The sequence below is a fragment of the Candidatus Zixiibacteriota bacterium genome, assembly GCA_029860345.1.
Taxonomy (GTDB): Bacteria; Zixibacteria; MSB-5A5; order GN15; family FEB-12; genus JAJRTA01.
On the sequence record JAOUBJ010000006.1, the window covers coordinates 12,061 to 35,397 of the forward strand.

19 protein-coding genes are annotated in these 23,337 nt (G+C 54.1%); 8 read left to right on the plus strand and 11 right to left on the minus strand.

Going from position 1 to position 23,337, the window contains the following annotated elements; genetic code table 11:
• Positions 1 to 12 precede the first annotated feature (12 nt).
• From OEV49_07750 to OEV49_07770, 5 genes are all read right to left on the minus strand, one after another.
• Positions 13 to 261, minus strand: a complete 249-nt coding sequence (locus OEV49_07750; GenBank protein MDH3890965.1) for an acyl carrier protein — start codon at positions 259 to 261, stop codon at positions 13 to 15.
• 85 nt (positions 262 to 346) lie between these two features.
• Positions 347 to 2,380: an asparagine synthase (glutamine-hydrolyzing) gene (gene asnB, locus OEV49_07755; GenBank protein MDH3890966.1), complete on the minus strand. Its 2,034-nt coding sequence runs from the start codon at positions 2,378 to 2,380 to the stop codon at positions 347 to 349.
• Between the two features lie 60 nt (positions 2,381 to 2,440).
• Positions 2,441 to 3,406, minus strand: coding sequence for an NAD(+) synthase (gene nadE / locus OEV49_07760; protein ID MDH3890967.1), 966 nt, complete (start codon positions 3,404 to 3,406; stop codon positions 2,441 to 2,443).
• A gap of 223 nt (positions 3,407 to 3,629) precedes the next feature.
• On the minus strand, positions 3,630 to 4,484 hold the full coding sequence (locus OEV49_07765; GenBank protein ID MDH3890968.1) for a hypothetical protein: 855 nt from the start codon (positions 4,482 to 4,484) through the stop codon (positions 3,630 to 3,632).
• A gap of 71 nt (positions 4,485 to 4,555) precedes the next feature.
• A complete protein-coding gene (locus tag OEV49_07770) occupies positions 4,556 to 5,653 on the minus strand; it encodes a Xaa-Pro peptidase family protein (protein ID MDH3890969.1) in 1,098 nt (365 codons plus the stop codon).
• A 442-nt stretch (positions 5,654 to 6,095) separates the two neighbouring features.
• On the opposite strand from OEV49_07770, the gene OEV49_07775 reads away from it, so the two are divergent.
• Positions 6,096 to 6,521 carry a DUF5684 domain-containing protein gene (locus OEV49_07775; GenBank protein ID MDH3890970.1) on the plus strand — a complete coding sequence of 142 codons (426 nt, stop codon included), beginning with the start codon at positions 6,096 to 6,098 and terminating at the stop codon, positions 6,519 to 6,521.
• Between the two features lie 558 nt (positions 6,522 to 7,079).
• Here OEV49_07775 and proS read toward each other — a convergent pair.
• Complete coding sequence (proS, locus tag OEV49_07780) at positions 7,080 to 8,606, minus strand: proline--tRNA ligase (GenBank protein MDH3890971.1); 1,527 nt, start codon at positions 8,604 to 8,606, stop codon at positions 7,080 to 7,082.
• A gap of 781 nt (positions 8,607 to 9,387) precedes the next feature.
• A complete protein-coding gene (locus tag OEV49_07785) occupies positions 9,388 to 9,678 on the minus strand; it encodes a hypothetical protein (protein MDH3890972.1) in 291 nt (96 codons plus the stop codon).
• A 258-nt stretch (positions 9,679 to 9,936) separates the two neighbouring features.
• Here OEV49_07785 and OEV49_07790 point away from each other — a divergent pair, with 258 nt between their 5' ends.
• From OEV49_07790 to OEV49_07810, 5 genes are all read left to right on the plus strand, one after another.
• Positions 9,937 to 11,163, plus strand: a complete 1,227-nt coding sequence (locus tag OEV49_07790) for an ABC transporter permease (protein ID MDH3890973.1) — start codon at positions 9,937 to 9,939, stop codon at positions 11,161 to 11,163.
• Positions 11,164 to 11,264: 101 nt separating this feature from the next.
• The gene (locus tag OEV49_07795) at positions 11,265 to 11,963 is read left to right on the plus strand and encodes an ABC transporter ATP-binding protein (protein ID MDH3890974.1); all 699 of its coding nucleotides are present in this window, start codon (positions 11,265 to 11,267) and stop codon (positions 11,961 to 11,963) included.
• Between the two features lie 5 nt (positions 11,964 to 11,968).
• Complete coding sequence (locus OEV49_07800; protein MDH3890975.1) at positions 11,969 to 12,511, plus strand: UvrB/UvrC motif-containing protein; 543 nt, start codon at positions 11,969 to 11,971, stop codon at positions 12,509 to 12,511.
• 23 nt (positions 12,512 to 12,534) lie between these two features.
• Entirely contained in the window at positions 12,535 to 13,590 is a 1,056-nt protein-coding gene (locus OEV49_07805) for a protein arginine kinase (protein ID MDH3890976.1), read from the plus strand.
• A gap of 74 nt (positions 13,591 to 13,664) precedes the next feature.
• Positions 13,665 to 16,133 carry an ATP-dependent Clp protease ATP-binding subunit gene (locus tag OEV49_07810; protein MDH3890977.1) on the plus strand — a complete coding sequence of 823 codons (2,469 nt, stop codon included), beginning with the start codon at positions 13,665 to 13,667 and terminating at the stop codon, positions 16,131 to 16,133.
• Positions 16,134 to 16,209: 76 nt separating this feature from the next.
• On the opposite strand, the gene OEV49_07815 is transcribed toward OEV49_07810, so the two are convergent.
• Positions 16,210 to 16,920, minus strand: coding sequence for a hypothetical protein (locus OEV49_07815; protein MDH3890978.1), 711 nt, complete (start codon positions 16,918 to 16,920; stop codon positions 16,210 to 16,212).
• A 247-nt stretch (positions 16,921 to 17,167) separates the two neighbouring features.
• Between OEV49_07815 and rpmA the strand changes: the two genes are divergently transcribed.
• The gene (rpmA, locus tag OEV49_07820) at positions 17,168 to 17,419 is read left to right on the plus strand and encodes a 50S ribosomal protein L27 (protein MDH3890979.1); all 252 of its coding nucleotides are present in this window, start codon (positions 17,168 to 17,170) and stop codon (positions 17,417 to 17,419) included.
• A 165-nt stretch (positions 17,420 to 17,584) separates the two neighbouring features.
• Positions 17,585 to 19,780, plus strand: coding sequence for a UvrD-helicase domain-containing protein (locus tag OEV49_07825; GenBank protein MDH3890980.1), 2,196 nt, complete (start codon positions 17,585 to 17,587; stop codon positions 19,778 to 19,780).
• 874 nt (positions 19,781 to 20,654) lie between these two features.
• Here the strand turns inward: OEV49_07825 and OEV49_07830 are convergent.
• The 3 genes from OEV49_07830 to OEV49_07840 all read right to left on the minus strand — a co-directional run bounded on the left by OEV49_07830 (position 20,655) and on the right by OEV49_07840 (position 23,232).
• The gene (locus tag OEV49_07830) at positions 20,655 to 21,590 is read right to left on the minus strand and encodes an MlaD family protein (GenBank protein MDH3890981.1); all 936 of its coding nucleotides are present in this window, start codon (positions 21,588 to 21,590) and stop codon (positions 20,655 to 20,657) included.
• A gap of 74 nt (positions 21,591 to 21,664) precedes the next feature.
• Entirely contained in the window at positions 21,665 to 22,447 is a 783-nt protein-coding gene (locus OEV49_07835; protein ID MDH3890982.1) for an ATP-binding cassette domain-containing protein, read from the minus strand.
• Positions 22,444 to 23,232: an ABC transporter permease gene (locus OEV49_07840; GenBank protein MDH3890983.1), complete on the minus strand. Its 789-nt coding sequence runs from the start codon at positions 23,230 to 23,232 to the stop codon at positions 22,444 to 22,446. Before OEV49_07840 ends, OEV49_07835 begins: the two co-directional genes overlap by 4 nt.
• Positions 23,233 to 23,337 lie beyond the last annotated feature (105 nt).

Here is a 23,337-nt window from a genome sequence, read left to right on the forward strand (position 1 = left end):
ACAAGGGAAGTATCAGGAACCGTTCTTTCGCTGGACGAACTTAACCAGGTTGTCGATGGAATCCAGGTTGTCCGGTACCAGATCGTCATCGTCGACCGTGAACTGATAGGTTTCTTCAAGGAATCCGACCAGTTCGAGCACGCCGGTAGAATCAATAATGCCAAGCTCCAGAAGTGATCCGGAGTCCGACAATTCGGAGGCATCCTGTCCCATCATGAAGTTTTCTACAACGAACTCTTTCAGTTGTGTTCGAGCGTCCAATCGAACCTCCTGGTCATGAACTTAGTACGTCGGCCAGAGCCCGGTCTCTTAAAGTTATCGACAAAACCTATTTACAGTAAAGCCCTTAACGAGGCAAGTGTCTTTCCCCGGGATTTTGCCGACCGGAGTCGGCTACACCGCTGCGATAGTCATATCGGACGGAAAACTCGTTTTGCTCAAGGGCTGTAGGCTTTTCCGACTGATCGATAAACTGCTGCACCAACAACTGGGTCGAAAGTATGCCAATGAACGACATGTTGTCCTTAAACGACAAATGAGCGTGCGAAAGTCGAGCGCACTTCGTTCTCAGTTTGGCCACGGCCTCCGGCTTGAACAAGCCGGTCCGGGCAAGACACTCTTCCGAAAGCATCTCTTCGACATAGGCCGGTGGATCCTCGCAGAAGAAACTATTGGAGTCTGGCGCCATGTATGGTTGTTTGACGCGCTCCACTATCCTTGGCGGCAGTTCTTTCTTCATGGCTCGTTTCAAGATCGCTTTCTCGTTCAAACCGCGAATCTTCAGCCAGGGAGGAATCCGCGATCCCAGTTCGACCACCCGGTGATCCAGAAACGGGTAACGTCCCTCAACAGAATTGGCCGCCGACACGCGGTCTCCCTGAGACGACAAAAGGTAGCCCGAAAGCAACGATTTCGCCTCCAGGAATTGAGCCCGCAGTAGGTGATGCCAATCCTGAAACTGGTCGGGCAGGTCCCGGCCGAAGGCTTCGAGCGAGTCATGATCGCCGATTCGCTGCTTAGCCTCATCGGTGAAGTAATCCTTCAGTTTGACCGTGGTGTTGATGCGCGGCTGGTGCGAGAACAGCCAGGCATCGGACTCCGACAGACCGGCCTTGTAGAAAGTTTCAAGGTAAAACCGAGCCCGCCCCGGCGACAACGGCAGGGTCGGATAGAGCTTTCGCAGCAAAAGCGGACGCCATTCCGAATCAGGCTGACGTGACCAGAACTTGCGCACGAGTGTCTCTTTGAACAGATCATAGCCACCGAATATTTCATCCGCCCCTTCACCGGTGAGAACCACTTTGAAATTGTTGCCACGGACCAACTCAGACAGCATGTACAACGGAGTCGGGGCCGTTCTGAGTATCGGACGCTCGGCATGACGGATTACGTGCGGGAAGTTCGTGGCAATGTCTTGATAGGTGCAGGAAACCTGGTGGTGATTGGTACCCAGATAGTCAGCCATTTCCCGCTGGTAGCCTGATTCGTCGTAAGCTTTGTCCTGAAAAGCTATCGAGAATGTCTCCACCCGGTTATCGGTGAACTGCCGGATAAGCGCTGTTGTCGCCGATGAATCCAAGCCACCGGAAAGGTAGGCGCCGACCGGTACATCAGCTCGCAAACGCAGGCGAACGGCATCGACCAGTAGTTCGTGCAACTCCTCCGCCCATGAATCCGACGACCGGGAGCGGTCGAATTCAGTTGGGAAACTCATATCCCACCAGCGTCCGCTCTCAATCTGTTCTTCTTTGATTTGGAGAAAACTTCCGGCCGGAAGCTCGCTGATCCTTTCAAAGGCTGTCCGAGGCGGCGTCGTTGTCCACCAGGTGAAAATCTCGTCCAGCCCCTTGTAATCCAGACAAGGCTGGATCGACGGATCACAGAATATCCCTTTTATTTCTGAGGCGAAAACAAAACGGCCATCATGCACGGTATAGAAAACCGGGCGAATCCCCAAACGGTCGCGGGCCACAAAGAGCGACCTTTTGTTTCGATCATAAATCGCAAAAGCGAACTGTCCGTTGAATCTGTCCAGACAATCGCGCCCCCATTGCTCCCAGGCGTGGACAATTACTTCAGTGTCCGACTGGGTCCGGAAGTGATGCCCGGCCGTCTTTAGTTCTTCTCGCAACTCGATATAGTTATAGACCTCCCCGTTGTATACGATCCACAGCGATCCGTCCTCGTTGCAAAGCGGCTGGGAGCCGGAAGTAAGATCGATTATCGATAACCGTGCATGACCCAGGACGCAATTGTCGTCAAGATAGACACCGAATTCGTCCGGGCCACGGTGTCGCATGATGTTCACCATGCGACCGATCAGTTGTTCGTCGGGTAAAGTATTAGAATTCAGTTTGAAGTATCCGGCAATCCCACACATCGCGTTAACCAGACTGGATTACAGATTGGATTGGCTCGACTTTGTCAGTCTGCAATCCATCTAAACGATTTCGAGCGGACTCATCCGCAGATATTCTGTCGCAACAATCTTGCGGTTGATATTGGCGTATGCTTTTTCCACTTGCTCTTCGGTCAAACCGAGTACCGAAGCAGCCTTGGCCGGCTCGACATCGTTCTCCATGGCGTACCAGAGCATATCCATATTGTAAAAGTCCAGACCGAAAAAGAACTCCTCCTGAGTAACTTCGGCCGAATAGGTGTCGGTGGTGGGTGTGCGTTCGATGATTTCGCTGGGAACACCGAGAAACTCGGCCAGTTGGTACACCTGGATTTTGTACAGGTGGGCGATCGGCTTCAGATCGGCCCCGCCGTCGCCGTACTTGACAAAGAAACCCTGCTGGTGTTCATCTTTGTTGCCGGTGCCGACCACCGCCCAATTGCGCAACTCGGCATGATAGTATAGGGTGGTCATGCGAAGCCGCTGCTTGAGATTTGAAGCAGCTACCACCTGTAGGTAGGCTTTCAACGGCATGCGTTTGGTGAGGGCCTCGCCCGTATCGGTCTCGGCGGCGAGATTGAAGAAATTGAATGTGTTTTTGTCGAGGATGTTCCCGGGGTTGACAATCTTGGTTTTCCAGGAATCGTTGAAGTCCGGAAAGACGGACTTGATTGCTTCATCACGACGTTCGTAGCAACCCAGACCGGCCAGACCCTGCGAGATGTTCTCCATGACTGTTTCGAATCCGAACTTTGTAGCCAGGATTCCGGCCAGGTCGGCGCTTTCCGATGCTGAATCGGTTTCCGGCATCATGATCCCGACCACTTTCTTGGGGCCTAAAGCCCGGGCGCACAGAGCTGCCACCACCGATGAATCTATCCCACCGGAAATACCGATCACAGCGCCTGATTTTTTCAGCTTTCCGCGTATCTGTTCGAGGATGGTCGTGCACATTTCATCGACGACCGCCTTGGCGTCAATCTTCAAACTATCCTTGTTGAACTCCACTTGCTTTCCTGCCTGCTGTTCGGTTAAGGCCTCCTGGCTGCCCAGTATATTACCACTACCGATGGCCCTTGGCAACCCGATATTTACGACTTCGCGACGCGGCTTTCACTCGGCCGACCGAGCCGTTCCTTCAGTTTATCGGCGACATCAGGACCGGCTTAAGCCCCATGGTCTTTCAGAGTTCGACGTGTATCGGGCCACTGATAAGGCCCATTGCAAGCCTCTACCGACGGGGGCCATCACCCAGCGGCCAGAAGGTGTAGCTGAGTCGCACTGCCCCCTGTCCGTTGTCAGCGTCGATTTTCAGCACTTTGATCATCGCCCAATGACCCTCGGACGTCAACATCCGAATGGAGTCACCCTCCCGGACCTCCACGCGGTTGGCGGCCTGCTTGGGAGCCAGGCCACTTCGAAAGTCTTCTGTTTCCCAATCCAACTCAGGGTTCGACGCCGGCCAGAACAGGTTGTGTCGCAGAAAACTGTCCAGGCGTGAAGGAGAGGCAATGAAGTGCGCGCCGTCTTTGGAATAGTAATAAAGATCATTATCGATATTGTCGGCCCTTACATGCACACCCTGGGCCAACGAAAAACCGTCCAGGGCTCCTGAGTATCGCCGAACAAGTTCGAACTCTCCTTGCGGACCACACAAACCGCCAATCGGCTCGGATGGTGACGACAACGTCCGATCCGCAAAGACAACGCGCACGGCTACCTGGTACAACACACCGTTGTTAAGATTGGTAGCCTCATAGTAGATTATCCCGTCGTCCGGGTCGGTGTCACCGGGATAAACGACATCGTTGTGCGGTTCAAACGGCAACGCAGAAGTGTCCGCGAATCGTTCAATTGAAGTCGGACTGATGTAGATGTTGTAGCCGCTGATCAGACGATCACAATCGGTTTTCCACCCGATTTTCATGCTGCCGTCATTGGTTTCTACCATGGTACTATAGGGTTGACAGATCGCGGCTCGTTCATGAGCCGGTTTGGGTGGACCGCATCCGGCTGCGATGATCGCCACGCCGATAGCTACGAGGCTGATTCTGTGGGCGGCAGACGCCCTCGTCTGCCCCGGCATCCAGGTGGCGCACGAGGACGTACACCACGCACAACACCGTGGAAAGGCTGCTATAAAAACGGCTAGAAACTTCAAACTACGATCAACTCGAGTTGCCGGGGGCATAGAAACCTTGCTCCGCCATCCACTATCAGCACATCCTCTTCCAGACCGACACAACCGATTCCCGGCAGGTTGATTTCAAGTTCAAGTGTAAAAACGTTGCCTGCTTCCAGCTTCATTTCCGCTGTCTTGCCATAACGCTCCCACTTAGGTCCGATTATCGCGCCGCCATCGTGAACGGCGCGGCCCAGCTGATGTCCCAGCGCATGTTGGTACTCGGCATAGCCGTTATCCAGGAGCATTTCGCGGGCAATGGCGTCGATCTCGAAACCACGGGCACCCGGTTGAGCGCGGCCGGCCGTCTCGGTGATGATGTCACGCACCTGTTCGAACGCCTCGCTCAGATGTTCTGGCGGTCCAGCTTCATTGGGGCGACGAAAGTACACCAGTCGTTGCAGGTCTGAGCAGTAGCCTTCGATCCGAGCGCCGAAATCGACGTGCAAAAGATCACCCGGCTCCAGTTTGGCATCGGTCGGCAAACCATGTCCCGGCGATGTTTTGTCGCCGGCGTTGACTATAGTGCCAAAGGAATTAGCTGAACCTAAGCGATCAATCTCAGCATCGATGACGGCGCCGATTTCCTTTTCGGTCATGGCGGTGCCGAATTCCGGAACCACGTTTTTGAATGCTTGATCGGCCAACACGGCAGCCCGGGCCACCAGGTCGACTTCGCTATCGAGTTTTCTCGCGCGGAGCTTTGTGCAAACATCGGAAGCCGACACCAGCCGGTCGGCGAAGTCGGTCCCGTCCAGGTAGCCCAGTATAGTAAGATACATGCCGTGCGTCAGACCGTCGGCAGCCGGATTGTCCGGAGAGTAATTGAGCGCAATCCGCGACGGGTTTAGTCGTTCGATGGTTTTGCGAAAGTCATCGCGCACACCTTCGGTGTAGGCTGTTACTTCGGTAAACCAACCGCAACGTCTGTAATCCTCCACATCCAGATTGCCCACCAAGGCGATAGCATCACCCTCGCGCGTGTAAAAGAAAAACGACTGCCAGGTTGCCTGATGTCCAACCACCAGCGACAAAAGTGGGTCGGCCATGATCGATGTTTCGCGTACGGCCATCAGCCACAGGTCTATCTCCAGTTCCCCAAGAAGCCGATGGGCTTGTTGGATCTTCTGCCGGGTCAAACTCATGCCGGCCAAGATAGGCGGCAAAGATGGACTTAACAAGCGGAAACCGGGAACGGAGATTGTGATACAGGTCAAAAGTGAAGCTGACAGCGCCAAAAGTAGGCACAGCCGAAATAAGTAGGGCGGGTCCGTCTTCGAACCCGCCACCTTCCTGAAGTGGGCGACAACCAAACCCCTCTAAACCGAAGCTGACAGGGGATAAGCCCACGGGCTCGAAATTTGCCCGCAGGACGGCCCATAACCTCGTGTGACACATTGTGTTACATTCCGGGAAAGTCTTAAAGGCTGTTGGTGAATCGGTCGACATAGATAGGTAGCAGATCGAAAAAATCCAAACGGTTAGAATCGTGTTTCTCTAACGCAGGAGGACAGTATGTACGATGCCGCAAATGACGGCAGTGGATTTGGCATGATGGGTGTGTTGATCATCCTGGCTGTCTACTTCTACTTTGCTTTTTCACAGTTTAAGATTGCGCAGAAAGTTGGCTGCGCCGACCAGGCATGGTGGTCGTTCATTCCGATCGCCAACACATTCCTGTTAATCAAAATGGCCAACAAGGACTGGTGGTGGTTTGTACTCTGCCTGGTGCCGGTGGTGAATATCATCTGTTTCGCCATAATGTGGATGGAAACAGCCAAAGCGGCCGGCCACTCCCCGGTTTGGGGATTCCTGGTGCTGGTCCCGTTTTTGAATTTCGTCGCGATTGGCGTGATGGCGTTCAGCGGCGGGGCTACCGGTGGTGGTATGCCCTCATCGGGCCAGATCGACACTACGCGCAAACCGACGCATGTAGGGTAGCGGACCAGATTCCGTATCGATTTCGCAAAGGCGAGCCGGATGGCTCGCCTTCTCTTTGTGTAGATACCTGCAGGGGTCGGGCGGGGTCGCCCAACGCCACTTGGAACTCGTCCCCCGACTCAGCTCGGGGTGACGTTGCATACGCGCGACGGGTGGCCGCCTCAAACCCGGTTTGGGGCGGAAGACAGTACAAGAGATTCACCCTTCGACTCTGCTCAGGGTGAGGTGGATGGGTGCTTCCGGTGAGTCTTCAAAACAGTAGGTCGAAACCCCTGTGGTTTCGACATCCCGCTCTTCGCGGTGATAAATCACATCTTCGTGCTTCGCGGGATTCTCTTCAAACAAAGACTGGATTCTGGCCTTCGCCAGAATGACCAATCTACAGGGTGCTGATCAGTCTTCGTAGGGCAGGATCCCTGTGATCCTGCCAGATTAGGCGGGTCCGAAGACGGACCCACCCTACTAAGCGAAAATGGATTCCCGCCTTCGCGGGAATGACAGAGGGGCGCGGAGAACATTCTTGCCTGTCGCCGCGAAGCGAAAAACCCATTTATGGGCTCAATACGACTTGGCCCAAATGGCGTCGGTCTTGGCCGGGCCGCCGCAGATGACACAGGTACCATCGGTGCCACTCTGATCAAGCGGCATGAGACGGATCGTAACCTTGAGCTTTGCCGCTTTATCTTCGCACTCCGGGTTGTCACAATACTTGGCCAGCACGAACCCCCCGTGTATCTCAGGTTTCTCACTGTTATCCGGTGCAAAGAACGCCTCGAACGATGCAAAGTCGGTGATATCAGTGTGAGTGTGTTCCTCACGAAGAGCCAGCGCCTGGTCAAAGAGATTCCGTTGAATCTCGCCGAGCGCTGTCACTACCGTTTCAGCGACCTGGTCGCGACCGACCGACTCGGCTGCTTTGACCGAACGATCACGACGGCCCATAAAGACAGAATCCGATTCCATATCGCGGGGACCTATCTCAATTCGGATCGGCGCACCCCGTTTGACCCATTGCCACTTTTTGTCGACCGGACGCATGTCACGTGCGTCGACCTGTACACTCACCGGCTGTCCGGCCCAGGATTGCTTGCGGATGTCATCGGCCACAGCGTTGGCATAGGCCAGCACCTGTTCTTCGGTGCCTGCTTTGTTCAGCATGGGGATTATCACCACCTGTTTCGCCGCTATCTTAGGCGGCAAACGCAGACCGTCATCGTCGGCGTGGACCATGATAACGGCGCCAATCAATCGGCTCGACACGCCCCACGAGGTGGTATACGCCAGTTCAACCTCACCTTCGGCATTGGAGAACTGAATCTCAAAGGCACGCGAAAAATTCTGGCCGAGATAGTGCGAGGTACCGGCCTGCAGCGCTTTGCGATCCTGCATCATAGCCTCGATACAATATGTGGCCACGGCGCCGGGGAATCGTTCGGCTTCGGTTTTTTCACCGACCAACACCGGCAGGGCCAGAGACTCCTCAGCAAACTTGCGGTAGACGTCGTGCAGTATCATCAAGGTTTCCTCGCGCGCCTCTTTCTCGCTTGAATGCGCGGTGTGCCCCTCCTGCCAGAGGAACTCGGTCGTGCGCAGGAAAATCCGCGGACGCATCTCCCAGCGCACGACATTGGCCCACTGGTTGATCAACAGCGGCAGGTCGCGATAGGACTGAATCCATTTTGCGAACGACCGTCCTATAATAGTCTCCGAGGTCGGACGCACGATTAGCGGCTCTTCCAACTCACCGGTCGGCACCAGACGCCCCTCTTTTTCGACAAGTCGGTGGTGCGTAACAACAGCGCATTCTTTGGCAAACCCCTCGACGTGCCCGGCCTCCAGTTCCATGAAGCTGAGCGGGATAAACAACGGAAAGTACGCATTCTCATGCCCGGTCTCTTTTATCAGATCATCCATCCCCCGTTGGAGTTTTTCCCAGATGCCGTATCCCCAGGGCTTGATAACCATACATCCGCGCACGCTGGACATTTCGGCCATATCTGCCGCTTTGATGACTTGCTGGTACCACTCGGGGTAGTCTTCCTGCCTGGTCGGTGCAATCGCGTTCTGTTGTTTTTTGGCGTTCACTGTTCTGTCATCTTTCGAAGTTGTGTTTTTCTTGTCAGCCTGAGCACCGTCGAATGGTGCATGCTTCGACTCCGCTCAACATGAGGTTGACAGGCGGCGTTCGTCCGATGGGTGGCACCCTCAAACTCGGTTTGGGGGTGATAAATCACTTTTTGTGCTTCGCACCTTGTTACTCACGCAAGCACTTCTTACGGCAGCACGCGCGGAGCGCAAAAAACGGGCTTGCCCGCCGCCCCAAATATGATCTGAGGCGGCCACCCACCAGTTTTATTAGCGAGAGGATAGCAGACGACACGGGGAGGCACAAGGAAAATCATCCCAACTTGCCAACTCAGTAGACGGAGATTTGGGGTCGAAACTTCTGGTTCGAAGGACCGCCCTGAGCGCAGTCGAAGAGTGTATGCTTCGACTCCGCTCAGCATGAGGTCGTCAGGCGACGTTTGTCGGTTGGGTGGCCGCCTCAAACCCGGTTTGGGTGTGGACACATCCGCTCCAAACAAGCAGGCTGTGTCATGAAGGGGGTGTCGCAGGGTTCTGATCTCGACGCAGTCGGGATTGTGACCCTGCGATTTTCGGCATCGTGTTGTGAGAGAGCAACCTCAAGAACCACCGGTTCACACGATTGCGACACGGCCTGAAGGCATGAGACGGCTACCTGTGGCTTGCCTGTCAGGAGCATGCGGTCCCCGACTTGCAAAGAGCCGTCACGCAAAGTCGCATGACGGCACAAGGAAGATAGAGTCCCACTTTCGCAGGAGTGAGAAGACTTTCCGGGCGGTGGTTAGCGCCAGTAGCTGAAGTCTATTTCGAACTCGTCCGTGCGACCGTAGATGGATGACTCGAACTGATGTCCGAATCCGGTGTTGAGCACCCAACGGTGCTGCGTGTTGTCGAATCGCAAGCCTGTTTCCCAGACTCTGACCAACGGTATGGTTATACCCTTGAGCATCGTTAAGGCCGTCGTCCGGCTCTTCGCGTTGGCCTTCTGCCAAACCGATTTGGCGATCCGGACTTTCATGACGCGAGGGCTTCCATCCACCAGAACGGTGCAATCGGCGTCAAATTCCCACATACCGTAACTCCCTTTATTTAGAACTCCATCAGGCGCCTTCACCTGATTATCTCATTGGTCGGTCCAAAACTCCTTGTATTGCGCGCGCCAACTTTGCGGCACCCGCTAAGCTATACAAACATATAATACGTGTCAAGTTGAGCTTCTCGCAGGAAGTTAAACTGGTTGCCTTTAATAAGTCGGCTCCCCTATCTTGCCGGTGAAAGGAAGGACTCCGAGCCGGTTGGTGGGCAATCGGCCCGGACAGTGCGTGGTTGTATGAGTCTGGAGAGATTCGTTGCCGGAAGATATCTGAGAAGCGGGCATGCGTTTCTTTCGGTATCCACCTGGATCACGATGGTCGGTGTGACACTGGGGGTGGCCGTCGTCTGCTTTGTGATGTCACTGCACAACGGTTTCGAGCGCGAGATTCGTTCACGGCTTTTGGGCACCACATCGCACATATCGATCTTCCCACTGCACCACGAACTTATTGAAGAGTACGAGCAATTGGTCGATCAATTGGAATCGGTTGACGGTGTCGTGGCCGCCTCGGCGTTTATCTACTACAAAGTGGCTATCCAGTCGGCGTCAGCCGGTGACGGCATAATTCTGCGCGGTGTGGATTTGGAAATGGAGAAGAAGACTTCCAATATCGCAAGAGACATGAAGGTCGGCGAGTGTTCCTTCGAACCGAAAATGATCGACAGCGACACCGTGCCCGGCATGATCATTGGCAGCCATCTGGCCGAACGATTGAGTGTGTACCTGGGTGAGCCTGTCTGGCTGTATTCCATTCGAGGTGAGGACTTGCAGAAACGTTCACGCCCGCGCGTGGCCAAGTTTCAGATTTCCGGCATTCTGGAAACCGGGATGTATGAATTCGACGCCCAGATGGCCTATATAGCGCTGGCCGACGCGCAGAAACTGTTCAAAACCGGCCATGCTGTCACGGCGGCACATCTTAAGCTGACCGACATATATGATGCGGAATATGTCACGCCGGTGATCGACTCCATCCTCGAGTATCGCTACGATGTTGTGCCCTGGAACATCCTGCACAAAAACCTCTTCTCCTGGATCGCCATAGAAAAGAAGATATTATTCCTGGGTTTCATTTTGATTGTGGTAGTGGCAGCTTTTTCGATAATCTCCACCCTGGTAATGCTGACCATGGAGAAGCGCTCCGACATCGGCATCTTGAAGACAATCGGTCTGACCCCGGCCAAGGTGCGCAAGATATTCGTGTTGAACGGTCTGACCATTGCCTCAGTCGGTGTGGTAGGCGGCTGGGCTTTGGCCTTGGCAGCAGCTTGGGTACAGAACAGCTACGAACTGATATCGTTGCCACCTGATATCTACTTTATCAGCTACCTGCCGATTGAAGCGCGGTGGTTTGACTTTTTGGCGTCCGGGGCGGTGGCTGGGTTCATCTGTTTTCTGGCGGCGCTATATCCGGCCACCCGGGCGGCGCGACTCTCGGTGGTCGACATTGTGAGGCAATAAGTCGATGTTTTTGAGTGCGAAACTAAACCTTTGCTGAAAAGTGGCGAAAATAGTAGTATAACCCGGGTTGGGTTAAAACATAGGACGGCAAACGCTTGAATATGGATGACAAAGATTTGATCCTGTCGGCTACCGACATACACAGGCAGTTCAACACAGCCAACGGCATCCTCCCGGTGTTAAAAGGGCTTTCGCTGGGTTTCCGCCGTAAATCGATGGCTGCCATGACGGGTGCATCCGGTGTCGGGAAGTCGACTTTGCTGCATATCCTGGGCGGATTGGATCGACCAACCCAGGGCAAGGTGGAAGTAGCCGGTGTCTCGCTGGTCGACAAAAGTGAAACAGAACTGGCTCAGTTTCGAAACGAAACAGTAGGCTTTGTGTTTCAGTTTCACTACTTGATGGACGACTTCACCGCCCTTGAGAATGTGATGATACCTTCTTTAGTGGCCAATCGAAAGCGAGGCGAGGCCAAAGCCAAGGCGGAACAACTTCTGACACTGGTGGGTTTAAGAGATAGAACAAGCCATCGCCCGAAGCAATTGTCGGGTGGTGAACAACAAAGAGTGGCGGTCGCTCGTGCTCTGGCCAATGATCCAAAGATTGTGCTGGCCGATGAACCGTCGGGTAATCTGGATACGTCCACCGGCCGCCGGCTTCACGACCTGCTTTTTGAGCTAAACGCAGAAAACGACACCACTTTTCTTATTGCAACGCACAACCGGGAACTCGCTGACCGATGCGACAGTGAGACACAGATTGTTGACGGTAAGGTTTTTGACCATATTACGCGCAGGTGATGAGTATGCTATGTCAGGACTGTAACAAGCGCGAAGCACATGTGCAGATCACGCAAATCGTGAACAATGACAAAACGATGCTGTCGCTTTGTAAGGACTGCGCGGCTGCCCGCGGCTTCCATTCCCCGCTGGAGAATGCACCTTTCCCGCTGGCCGAGATTCTCTCCGGGCTGGCCCAGAGCATTCCCAAGGCGGGCGCGCAGCTGCCGGTAAGCACGGTGTCATGTCCCAACTGCGGCCTGGCCTTCGATGAGTTCGCACGGCAGGGTCGGTTTGGATGCGGCGAGTGTTATAAGACATTTCGCGGTGATCTCGAAAAGATAATGAGGAAGATCCACGGCGCTTCTTTGCACCGGGGTAAAGCGCCGATTGTCGAAGCGCCCGTTACCGACTCAGGCGACGATAACGATCCGGCCATTCCCGTCAAAGAAGAAGAACGGCTTGAAGCCGAACTGAAAAAGGCGGTCGAGGCCGAAGATTTTGAGCGGGCGGCAGAAATCCGCGACAAGCTCAAAACGATGCGGGATTCCTTTTCGGTCGAAAGCTAACGTGAGGACATAGAGTGGAAACGATGTTTGAAGAAATGGCCCGAACCCCGGCCGCCTGGTTGTCCGGGAAAGGCAGAGAGTCGCTGGTGGTTCTCTCAAGCCGTGTCCGTCTGGCCCGTAATGTCGCCGGGTGTCAGTTTCCCGGGTCGGCCGACAGCGCCACGCGTGATAGGATCGTAAATTACTTCGACTCCACGCGAGCTCGTTCCAAATTGTTGTCGGAGGGACTATACTACAAGGCGACCGACCTGAGCAAACTGGATCAGGATTTCCTGGTCGAGCGTCACCTGATATCTCCCGGCTTTCTTAATGGCGAAAGTTCCAAAGCGCTGTACATCGATCCCCAGGAACGGTTGTCGGTCATGGTCAACGAAGAGGATCATCTGAGAATCCAGGCGCTTTCTCCCGGTCTCGACCCTGAAGGCGCCTACAAATTGGCTACGACCTACGATGCTGAGATTTCCGGCCACCTGGAGTATGCCTACGATCCCGATTTCGGGTATCTCACCGCCTGCCCCACCAACGTCGGCACCGGCATGCGCGCTTCGGTTTTGATACACCTGCCGGGTCTGGTGTTGACACGCGAAATAGACAAAGTCATCTCGCATATCACCCGAAGCGGCCTGGTTGTGCGCGGTTTCTACGGCGAAGGCAGCGATGTGCTGGGGAATCTTTTTCAACTTTCCAACCAGACAACGCTCGGTGTCTCCGAAGATGAAACCTTAAGGCAGATCAACCGAGTGGCCGACGAGATTATCGAGAATGAAGCCGGCGCTCGTCAGCGACTGGTCAACGAGGCGGCCGATATGATCGAAGACAAAATCTGGCGAGCCTATGGGATACTCAAACACGCCCGCGTGCTGACATCCGAAGAGGTCATGAACCTCCTGTCGGCGGTGCGTCTGGGGCACGCCATGAAAATCATCGATTTTCTGGACGTTGCTCTTGTGAATGAAATCCTGCTCTTGTCGCAACCGTCGCACCTGCAAAAATACTACGGTCGTGAGATGGATGCTACCCGTCGTGACTTCGTGCGGGCCCAGATGGTGCGTGAGAAATTGCGGAAGTTCGAGAACTGATGGACTCAGAAAATGTTGACTTATGGATTTGCAGAAAAGTTTTTCGTTGAACATACAGAGGAAGGATACAACGCATGAATGAGATGTTCACAGAGCAAGCGCGCAAGGCGATTGAATTCGCTCGCGACGAAGCAGCCCGCTTGCGACATGATTATATTGGAACCGAGCATCTCCTGCTGGGGCTTATACGCCTGGGTGAAGGGACAGCCACGGAAATCATCGCCAACCTCGGCCTGGAACTGAGCGACCTGAAAGCCTCGATTGAGGATGTGGTTCAGCCGGCCGGTGGCACCATGACAATGGGCCAGCTTCCTCTAACAGCACGGGCCAAAAAGACGCTGGAAGTTTCCGGCCAGGAAGCGCGGGCGCTGAAGTCCAAGGATATCGACACCGAACACATTCTGCTGGCCCTCCTTAAGGACGAGGAAGGGGTGGCCGCCCAAGTGCTTTCCACCTATGAGATCGACTACAAAGAAGCCTACGAAGAACTCAAGAATGTCCAGAACGGCAAGCCTTCGTCGTTCAAGAAGAAGCGTAAGAAATCGAAAACTCCCGCCCTGGATCATTTCGGCCGTGACCTCACCGAACTGGCCCGCCGCGGCAAACTGGATCCTATTATCGGTCGCCATGAGGAGATCGAACGAGTGGCGCAGGTACTCTCCCGCCGCAAGAAGAACAACCCGGTGCTGATTGGTGAACCGGGCGTCGGCAAGACAGCCATTGTAGAGGGGCTGGCCCAGCGCATCGTGGAGAACCGTGTCCCGCAAATTCTTGAAAACAAACGAGTGGTAACTCTGGATATGGCCTCATTGGTCGCGGGAACCAAGTACCGTGGTCAGTTTGAAGAGCGTCTCAAAGCGGTCATGACCGAGATTATCAACGCCAACGATGTTATCATTTTTATCGATGAGCTGCATACAATCGTCGGCGCCGGTGGCGCCGAAGGATCGCTGGATGCCTCGAACATTTTCAAGCCGTCATTGTCGCGAGGCGAACTCCGCTGTATCGGCGCCACGACCCTGAACGAGTATCGCAAGTATATCGAGAAGGACGGCGCACTGGAACGCCGTTTCCAAACGGTGATGGTTGAGCCGCCGAGCGAAGAAGATACTATCAAGATTCTCTCAGGCCTCCGTCATAAGTATGAAGAGCATCATCAATTGACCATTTCCGATGAAGCCATTGAGGCGGCGGTCAAGCTGTCGAACCGCTATGTGTCCGGCAAATTCCAACCGGACAAGGCTATCGACCTGATCGATGAAGCCGGTTCGCGTTCGCATCTGTCAAGCTACACACGACCACCGGAATTCTCAGAGACCGAAAATGAGATTGTCGAACTGCAACAGAAGAAAGAGCAGTCGGTCAAGAACCAGGCCTTTGAAACCGCCGCCCAACTACGCGACGAGATCAAGGCCAAAAAGGACAAGCTCGATCAGATGCAGAAAGACTGGGAAGCCGCCCGCGAAGAACAGAAAATCATTCTTACCGATGATGAGGTGGCAACAGTGCTGGCCAAGATGACCGGCATCCCGCTGTTCCGCCTGGAGGAAAGCGAGTCTAAACGACTACTTAGAATGGAAGAAGAACTTGGCAAGACCATCATCGGACAGGCCGATGCGCTAGCCACTATTGCCAAGGCGATCCGCCGTGCCCGCGCGGGGCTGGCCGATCCGCGGCGACCCATTGGCGCCTTCATGTTCCTGGGACCTACCGGTGTAGGCAAAACCGAACTGGCCCGATCACTGGCGCAGTTCTTGTTCGATGATGTCGACTCGCTGATTCGTATCGACATGTCTGAGTACATGGAGAAGTTTGCCGTGTCGCGTTTGATCGGTGCTCCTCCCGGCTATGTCGGCTACGAAGAAGGCGGCCAGTTGACCGAGAAGGTCCGTCGCAAACCGTACTCGGTCGTGCTCCTGGACGAAATCGAAAAGGCCCATCCCGATGTTTTCAATATTCTCCTGCAGTTGTTCGACGATGGATCGCTGACCGACTCGTTCGGTCGCAAGGTCGATTTCAAAAACACCGTGGTCATCATGACCTCGAACGTGGGTACCCGGCAGCTTCGTGACGGCAAGACGGTCGGGTTTGATGCTCAGCAGGTTGACGCAACTCACGAGAACATGGAAAAGAAAATCAAGGAAGAACTGAAGAAGATGTTCAATCCGGAACTACTCAACCGGATTGATGAAACGCTCATCTTCCACTCGCTCGATCGTGATCATATCAAGGAGATCATTCACATCCTGGTGGCCGATATTGCCACACGGATGGCTGAAAAAGGAATCAGCTTCCGATTGACGCCCGAGGCTTGCGAATTCCTGGCCGATAAGGGTTTCGATCCGGCCTTCGGCGCCCGACCTTTGAAGCGGGCGTTGCAGAAGTATCTGGAAGATCCAATGGCCGAGGAGATTCTCAGAGGTCAGTATGCCGGCGACTGTAACCTGATTGTGGGCGCAACCGAGGAGCAACTCACCTTCACCTTTGACAAGTCGTCATCGTCAAAGAAAGACACGCCGACGGAGATCACCAACTCGAATTGATCGCTTAGGCACATGTTTTGACATACAGCGGCCGGGTCTCAGACTCGGCCGTTTTTTTCTTGTGTCACAGTGACGGTCAAAACTCCAGTAACTTGCCATTCTGATAAAAATCGACTCTTTTCTTATCCCCCTCAGGAGTCCACAGTATCCACTTGCCGTGCTTCTTGCCGTCGACTTGCTTGCCTACATAGAACTCCCGGTCCCATTTGTCCTTTTCGACGAAGACATCCTTGGCCGAATCGTAGTAGGTCTTGGCATGAAAGATATCATCATGAAAGAAAGTGCTATCCAGGGGTTTGAGGGTAGCGAGCAGAGCACCCTCGACATAGAACCAGATTGCCTCGAACCCACGGTGTACCCCATTAGCGAGGTCCCAATAAGGATCATACAGGATGCACTTACCATGAAGTTCACCGTCTCGGTATTGGTAGAACTTGTGAATCTTCAGATTCGGACGCCAGGTGACTTCTTTGCCATGCTTCTTCCCGGCGAGATAGGACACTTGCTCGATCTTTCTTCCAACGCTATCCCACCTTGTCCAGGTTAGAGCCTTCATATCATCCTCGTACGCACCATCGTATTCCAATTGCCCGTTCTGATACCATGAGCGATACGGCCCTTCCTTGAAAGTCCTCTCGTTGCCTCCAGTGTAGACCGTGTTATACCGTTCTCTGAGTCGACCATCCGGCCACTGCGTTTCTACGGTATCGACGATGGTCTCATCCCAGGGCATCGCAGTGGTCAATGGCAGAGCGATTGCGAGAACCACCAGAATCAGTTGTCGCATAATCATTCCTCCACTTGAGTTCCGGATCAACATAACCCAATTGCCTTCGCTTGGCTACTCTTATACAAACGCTGGCTCCAACCGCCCACTCTCGACTCCGATCAATCCCCTGCCCGACAATCAGTTACAGATTTCGCTTGCAATTGGGCGCCGAATTGTTATAATAGACGGCTGTAGTTGCCGCGAAATCCGGCGATATACAGCTTATAGGTATTGAGAAAAGAACGCTCAGTAGATAGAGGTCAGTATGGCTCATAAGAAAGGTGTCGGTTCTTCCAAGAACGGTCGCGACTCAAACGGTCAGCGACGGGGAACCAAAGTATACGGCGGCCAGGCAATCCCGGCCGGATCGATAATCGTGCGCCAGTGCGGCACGAAGATAAAACCCGGCTACAATGTCGGCATGGGCAAAGACTGCACCTTGTTCGCCAAAGTGACCGGCGTGGTCAAGTTCGAACGGGTCGGCAAGGATCGCAAGCAGGTATCCGTTTACGAGTAGGGTCCAGAACGACCTTGGTCGTCACACAAGCAATCAACCTCCGACCAGAAGGTCGGGGGTTTTTTCGTGGGCGGTGGTTACCAATAAAAACACCCACTCTGGTCAAAATGGACACTTAATGTCATTGCTAATCACCAACCGCCGTGTATATTCAACCCCGTTATTATGAACCGATTGCTGGACGATCTCAACGAAGCGCAGCGCGCGGCGGTCACCACCACTGAAGGGCCGCTTCTGATAATAGCCGGAGCCGGTTCCGGCAAGACGCGCGTGTTGACCAGACGGCTGGCTCATATACTTTATGAACGGTTGGCTGAGCCGTATCAGATTCTGGCCGTAACCTTCACTAACAAAGCGGCCGGTGAAATGCAACAGCGAGTGGCCTCGCTGCTTGGTGGTTGTATTGAGAAGCTCTCGGTGTCGACCTTTCACTCTTTTTGCGCCCGACTCCTGAGGCGTGAAGCGGGAGAACTGGGCTACGATACGTCGTTCACCATTTTTGATGACATCGATTCGGTCAGCCTGGTCAAGTCCTGCATAACCGAGCTTGGCGTGAATGTCAACCAGTTTGCGCCCAAAGCGCAACGTCGCAAAATATCCAACGCCAAAAACCAAATGACTTCGGCTGATGTCTTCGCCTCATCGGCATCGGGTTACTTTGAAGAGACCACGGCCAGAATATATCTGCTCTACGAAAAACGCCTGCGCGAATGCAACGGCATGGACTTCGACGATCTGCTGTACAACACGGTGCTGCTGCTGAAAGACAATAAGGCAGTCGGCGAGCGCTACCGGAATCGGTTCCGATATGTCATGGTCGACGAATACCAGGACACCAATCATGTCCAGTACCTGATGCTTAAACACATTATCGGAGCCCATCACAACGTCTGCGTCGTCGGCGATGAGGACCAGTCGATCTACGGCTGGCGCGGCGCCGACATTCGCAACATTCTCGATTTTGAAAAAGACTACCCCGGCGCAAAAGTAATCAAGCTGGAACAGAATTACCGGTCAACACAGACGATTTTGGGAGCTGCTTCGGCGGTTATAGCCCACAACGAAGCGCGCAAAGGGAAGACTCTGCACTCGTCAGGACAAGTGGGCGATCCGGTAAAGCTACTATACGTTGACAATGCCGAAACCGAGGCGGCCAAGATCGTGGACTACATTGATCAGGGACGTCTGGACACGCCGCTGAATGAAATGGCCGTGCTCTACCGCACAAATGCTCAGTCGCGCGCCTTTGAGGAACAACTGCGTCGGCGCAATCTTCCGTACCAGATCGTGGGTGGCATCGCCTTCTACCAGCGTAAAGAGATCAAGGATCTTTTGGCCTACTTGAAACTGATCGCAAATCCGCTCGATGACGTTTCATTCCAACGTATCATCAACTATCCCAAGCGGAGTCTCGGGGCCAAGTCGGTCGGCGTTATTATGGAGTTGGCGCGTCGGGAGAGTCGTTCCTGCTATCAGATCATTGCCAATGCGGATTCCTATCCTGAATTGGCGGCCATCTTGAGACGTCTGATGCCGTTTGTGGACCTGGTCGAACGGTTTCGCAAAAAACATCAGGAAATGCCAATCGATCTGTTTGCCCAGGAGTTGGTCGACGAACTGAAACTGATCAGTATCCTCCTGGATGAAGACAAAACTGTCGGACGGACACGCGTGGAGAATATCGAAGCCTTCATCGAAGGCGCCGCGACCTTCGCGCGCACCAACGGTCCCACAACGCTGGTCGACTATCTGGAATCGATCTCGCTGTACACCGATCTCGACGCTTACCAGGCGACTGAGGACAAAGTGACCCTGTTGACGCTGCACGCAGCCAAGGGGCTGGAATACGACAGCGTGTTTATCGTCGGTTTGGAAGATGGTCTCTTCCCGCTGCAACGAGCCATGGATGACCCCATGGAACTCGAAGAGGAGCGGCGTCTTTTCTATGTGGGCGCCACTCGCGCTCGCAAGCGGCTCTATCTTTCCACGGCCAGCAGCCGCTTTCGGTTTGGTGAGGTTATGTCGATACCCTCACGCTTTATCAAAGAGATTCCCGAAGAATTGATCGATGCGGTCAATCTAAAGACATTACCAACCCGGACTCATCGACCGACCCCCGCCCGCAGCCTATTCGGCGATTCAACCACCGACGCGGCCGTTCCGGAGGGCGTACACTACGAATGGGACAACGATCACGCGGGGCTCAGACCGGGACGGATTGTGCAACACCCGACCTTTGGTCGTGGTAAGATCGTCGGGGCTGATGGTTTCGGTGAGTCGTTGCGATTGGAGATCATGTTCACCGGTATCGGTATCAAGAAGATCATGGCCAAGTACGCCCGCCTCAAAGTCGTGGGGTGACAGGGTCAAGCCCTGTTCTTGTGGCTTCGCCACGTTGCAGAACTAACTCTAATTATCACTAACCTCACTCTGAGCGGAGTTGAAGGGTGATAAATCACTTTCTCGCGCTCCGCGGTGATAAATCACTTTCTCGCGCTCCGCGCGCCACTTCTGTCGTTCCAGCGCAGGCCGGAATCCAGTTCTTCCCCCTTCAAGCTCACCCTGAGCACCACCCACCTCACCCTGAACGGAGTCGAAGCACAACTCTGTCGTTCCAGCGCAGGCCGGAATCCACCCGGTCTTTCTTGTGCGTGGTGTACGTCCTCGTGCACCACGTGTGTTCTTTGCCGTTCAGCAGGGACCTGGCTTCACCAAAGGTGAAGGTGTGACCCTGCAGCTTATCAACGCGCAGGGTGTCAGCCCCCGCCCGTGGCGGGGGAAAGGACCTAGCGCAACTGCCAGGTCCGAGACAGCCCCTAAAGATCCCACCCGCCGCAAGGCCTCTGGGTGGGGTACCGTGTGGTGCCCAAAGTGCGGTGTGTGTTTCTTCTTCGAGTGACTCAAATAACACACCCCTAAACCGACTCTCAAGAGGGGACTTGGAAGAATGAACCTAATCGGTTCTGACACTGTCACCCTGAGCGCAGTCGAAGGGTGAATCCCTACACCGTAGGGCTCATGCTTCGACTGCGCTCAGCATGACATCGTATGGTTGCGACATGACTTGCGCGCGAAGCGTAAGAAGCCGATTTATCGGTGTCAGGTCACAATTCCGTCGGTACGGACTCAAGGCCTGACACAACAGTGCAGCGCTGAAGTTGGCGCGTCCGACGATGGACCCACCCAACTAAGAACCAAGCCTTACATCGCGGGCCACGAAAAACCCGTTTATGGGCTAAAACACACTAAACTTGAAATACTTCTTGGGGTTGGCCTCAATGTCGGTAACAAGGTTGTTGATGCGAGCCATCATGTTGACCGCTTCGATGTAGAGCGCAGTATCGGCGACCAACAGACCGAGCGATCCTTCGGCAGTGTTGATCTTGTGGATGACCGAGTCCAGTCGGGCCGAAGTTGTAGCCAGATTGTCGTACAGGGCCGGATCGTTCATTAGACGCCCCAGTGTGCCGCTGTTGGAGTCGACCCGGTCGGCCAATCCGGTGACGGCATTCGAGGTTTGCTCAATCGACGAGACAATGCGCTCCTGGTTTTTCTGCAGCGCGGCCGTCAGTTTTGTCAGGCGCGCCAGCAACGCGGTCATATCGGTGTAGAGTTTGTCGTCGGTGGACAACTTACCGAGCGTGCCATCGCCACGGTTCATACGGGCGAGGACATCATCGAGATTGCTGACCATATCGCCTGCTTCGCTGAGCGCACGTTCGCCTTCGAGAAACATCGCTTGAGCGCTGCCGGCATCTCGGGTAGGCACAATGGCGCCGTTCTCAATCGGTACTCCGCCGGGTCGGCCGGGATCAAGTTCGAGATACTTGTCACCGAGAAAACCAATGGAGCCAAGTTGCACGCGCGCGTTATCGGTTATCATGTCCCACACCGAGCTTTTCACTTTGCACGTCACTTCGACCTGTCTGAGTGAATCGATATTGACAAAGGTAACCCGACGCACATTACCGATTTCCACGCCCGACATCCAGACCGGCGAGCCCTTGACCAATCCATTGACATTGGCGAAGTAGCACAAGAAATCGCTCTTGGGATCAAAAATCGAAGTCCCGCCACCGGTGAGCGATGCCCACAAGGCGGCTGCAATCGCCACTACCAATACCGCTCCCACTTTCAGACTGCCCCACTTGGTCGACGACGATCGCTTCATCTATTGTTACCTTTAATATTCATGTTCTGTATACGCCTCTTTCGTAACAGCCGTAGCACTATATAATGTCGATTTCACACGGCGCCATCAACAAATTTCCGTTTGACCACTCCTTCCATCGAAGACCGAAAAGGCTCCAGGAATTCGACCACTTGTTGATCAGTACTCTCTCGCAACTGCTCCAGCGACCCGTCAAAAGCCACCCGACCTTTGGATATAACCACGAAGCGATCCGACACTGCAAAGGCATCGGCGATCTGATGTGTCACCACGATGGACGAGATCGAGCGCTCATGATGCAATTTGTTGATCAGGTTTATAACGTTTCGGGTAGCGTAGGGGTCCAGTCCGGTGGTCGGTTCGTCGTAGAGCATAATCTTCGGATCGGTCGACAGAAGCGCCCGGCCGATAGCTACACGACGGCGCATACCACCGGAGAGTTGGTCGGGTAGTTTGTCGATCAAGTCATCGGCATCGAGACCGACAAAACCGAGCATGGTGCGGGCTCGTTCTTCGATTTCCTCCCACGGGAGCCTGGTGTGTTCGATCAGGTAGTAGCCGATATTCTCACCGACGGTGAGCGAATCAAACAATGCGCCGTCCTGAAATACCATTCCGATTTTCTTGCGTACTTCTCGAAGCGCCTTTTGCTTCAACCGACAGATATTCTTGTGGTCGACCAGCACCTCTCCCTGATTGGGACACTCCAGACCCAGTATCAATCTCAAAACTGTAGACTTCCCCGATCCGGAAGGACCCATAATTACCACCGATTCGGAGTCCTGGATCTCAAATGTAACGTCGTTCAACACCGGCTTGTCGCCGTATGAAAAATGTACCTGCTTCAGTTCGATCATAGGTAGCCCTTTATCCAGTTGAAGACAACGCGGGTGATGAAGAAATTGACGATCAGGATCGTTATTGAGGTCCACACCACCGACCGCGTAGTGGCTTGACCAACACCCTTGGTGCCACCTTCAGCGGTGAAACCTTTGTAACAAGCCATGAAGGCAATCACCAGTGAGAATACGATCGGCTTCAGAATACCGACCAACAGATTGCCGAAAATCAATCGATCCCGCACAGTCGCCCAGTACATGGTGGAAGTGACATGGGCGACAAGGACGGCAATCATCCATCCGCCGAGCAGGGCAATGGCATCACAAATGATCGTCAGAACGGGCACCATCACTACCAGTGCGATAAGTCTCGGTACGGCCAGCTTCTTCAGGGGATCAATACCGAACGCTTCCATGGCATCGATCTGGTGGGCCGACTTCATGGCGCCGATCTCGGAAGTGATTCCGGCCGAAACACGCGCCGCAAACATCAGACCGGTCAGAACCGGACCGAGTTCACGGATAATACTGATAGCCAGGATACGTCCCAGGTAATTCTTGGCGCCAAAGTCGGCCAGTTCCATCGAAAAGGCAAAAGCAAAACCCTGCCCCGCAAATATACCGGTGAGCACCACCAGATAGAGCGATCCGACGCCGATCACGTACATCTGCTCCATCGTCTCTGTGACGTACCACCGCCTGGAGAAAAAGGCTCCGATCATTCGCAGGCTGAAGAAGAAGAGACTCTGCGTCTCGTAGGCGAAGTTACTGAGCCAGTTGTTTATCAGTCGGAAAATGGACATGTTTTCAACACTTTGGCCGTCATTGTACCGGCTATGTTCGGACAAGTCAAGGCTAAAAGGGACTATCCTTTTCCTGGAAAATTCCTATATTGAGCCCTCAAAACT

Bases quoted from the DNA above. Each gene is read 5' to 3' on its own strand.
- asnB (MDH3890966.1), bottom strand. From the start codon at position 2,380: ATGTGTGGGATTGCCGGATACTTCAAACTGAATTCTAATACTTTACCC.
- OEV49_07765 (MDH3890968.1), bottom strand. From the start codon at position 4,484: ATGCCGGGGCAGACGAGGGCGTCTGCCGCCCACAGAATCAGCCTCGTA.
- OEV49_07770 (MDH3890969.1), bottom strand. From the start codon at position 5,653: ATGGCCGTACGCGAAACATCGATCATGGCCGACCCACTTTTGTCGCTG.
- OEV49_07775 (MDH3890970.1), top strand. From the start codon at position 6,096: ATGTACGATGCCGCAAATGACGGCAGTGGATTTGGCATGATGGGTGTG.
- OEV49_07785 (MDH3890972.1), bottom strand. From the start codon at position 9,678: ATGTGGGAATTTGACGCCGATTGCACCGTTCTGGTGGATGGAAGCCCT.
- OEV49_07790 (MDH3890973.1), top strand. From the start codon at position 9,937: ATGAGTCTGGAGAGATTCGTTGCCGGAAGATATCTGAGAAGCGGGCAT.
- OEV49_07795 (MDH3890974.1), top strand. From the start codon at position 11,265: ATGGATGACAAAGATTTGATCCTGTCGGCTACCGACATACACAGGCAG.
- OEV49_07800 (MDH3890975.1), top strand. From the start codon at position 11,969: ATGCTATGTCAGGACTGTAACAAGCGCGAAGCACATGTGCAGATCACG.
- OEV49_07805 (MDH3890976.1), top strand. From the start codon at position 12,535: ATGTTTGAAGAAATGGCCCGAACCCCGGCCGCCTGGTTGTCCGGGAAA.
- OEV49_07810 (MDH3890977.1), top strand. From the start codon at position 13,665: ATGAATGAGATGTTCACAGAGCAAGCGCGCAAGGCGATTGAATTCGCT.
- OEV49_07815 (MDH3890978.1), bottom strand. From the start codon at position 16,920: ATGCGACAACTGATTCTGGTGGTTCTCGCAATCGCTCTGCCATTGACC.
- rpmA (MDH3890979.1), top strand. From the start codon at position 17,168: ATGGCTCATAAGAAAGGTGTCGGTTCTTCCAAGAACGGTCGCGACTCA.
- OEV49_07825 (MDH3890980.1), top strand. From the start codon at position 17,585: ATGAACCGATTGCTGGACGATCTCAACGAAGCGCAGCGCGCGGCGGTC.
- OEV49_07830 (MDH3890981.1), bottom strand. From the start codon at position 21,590: ATGAAGCGATCGTCGTCGACCAAGTGGGGCAGTCTGAAAGTGGGAGCG.
- OEV49_07835 (MDH3890982.1), bottom strand. From the start codon at position 22,447: ATGATCGAACTGAAGCAGGTACATTTTTCATACGGCGACAAGCCGGTG.
- OEV49_07840 (MDH3890983.1), bottom strand. From the start codon at position 23,232: ATGTCCATTTTCCGACTGATAAACAACTGGCTCAGTAACTTCGCCTAC.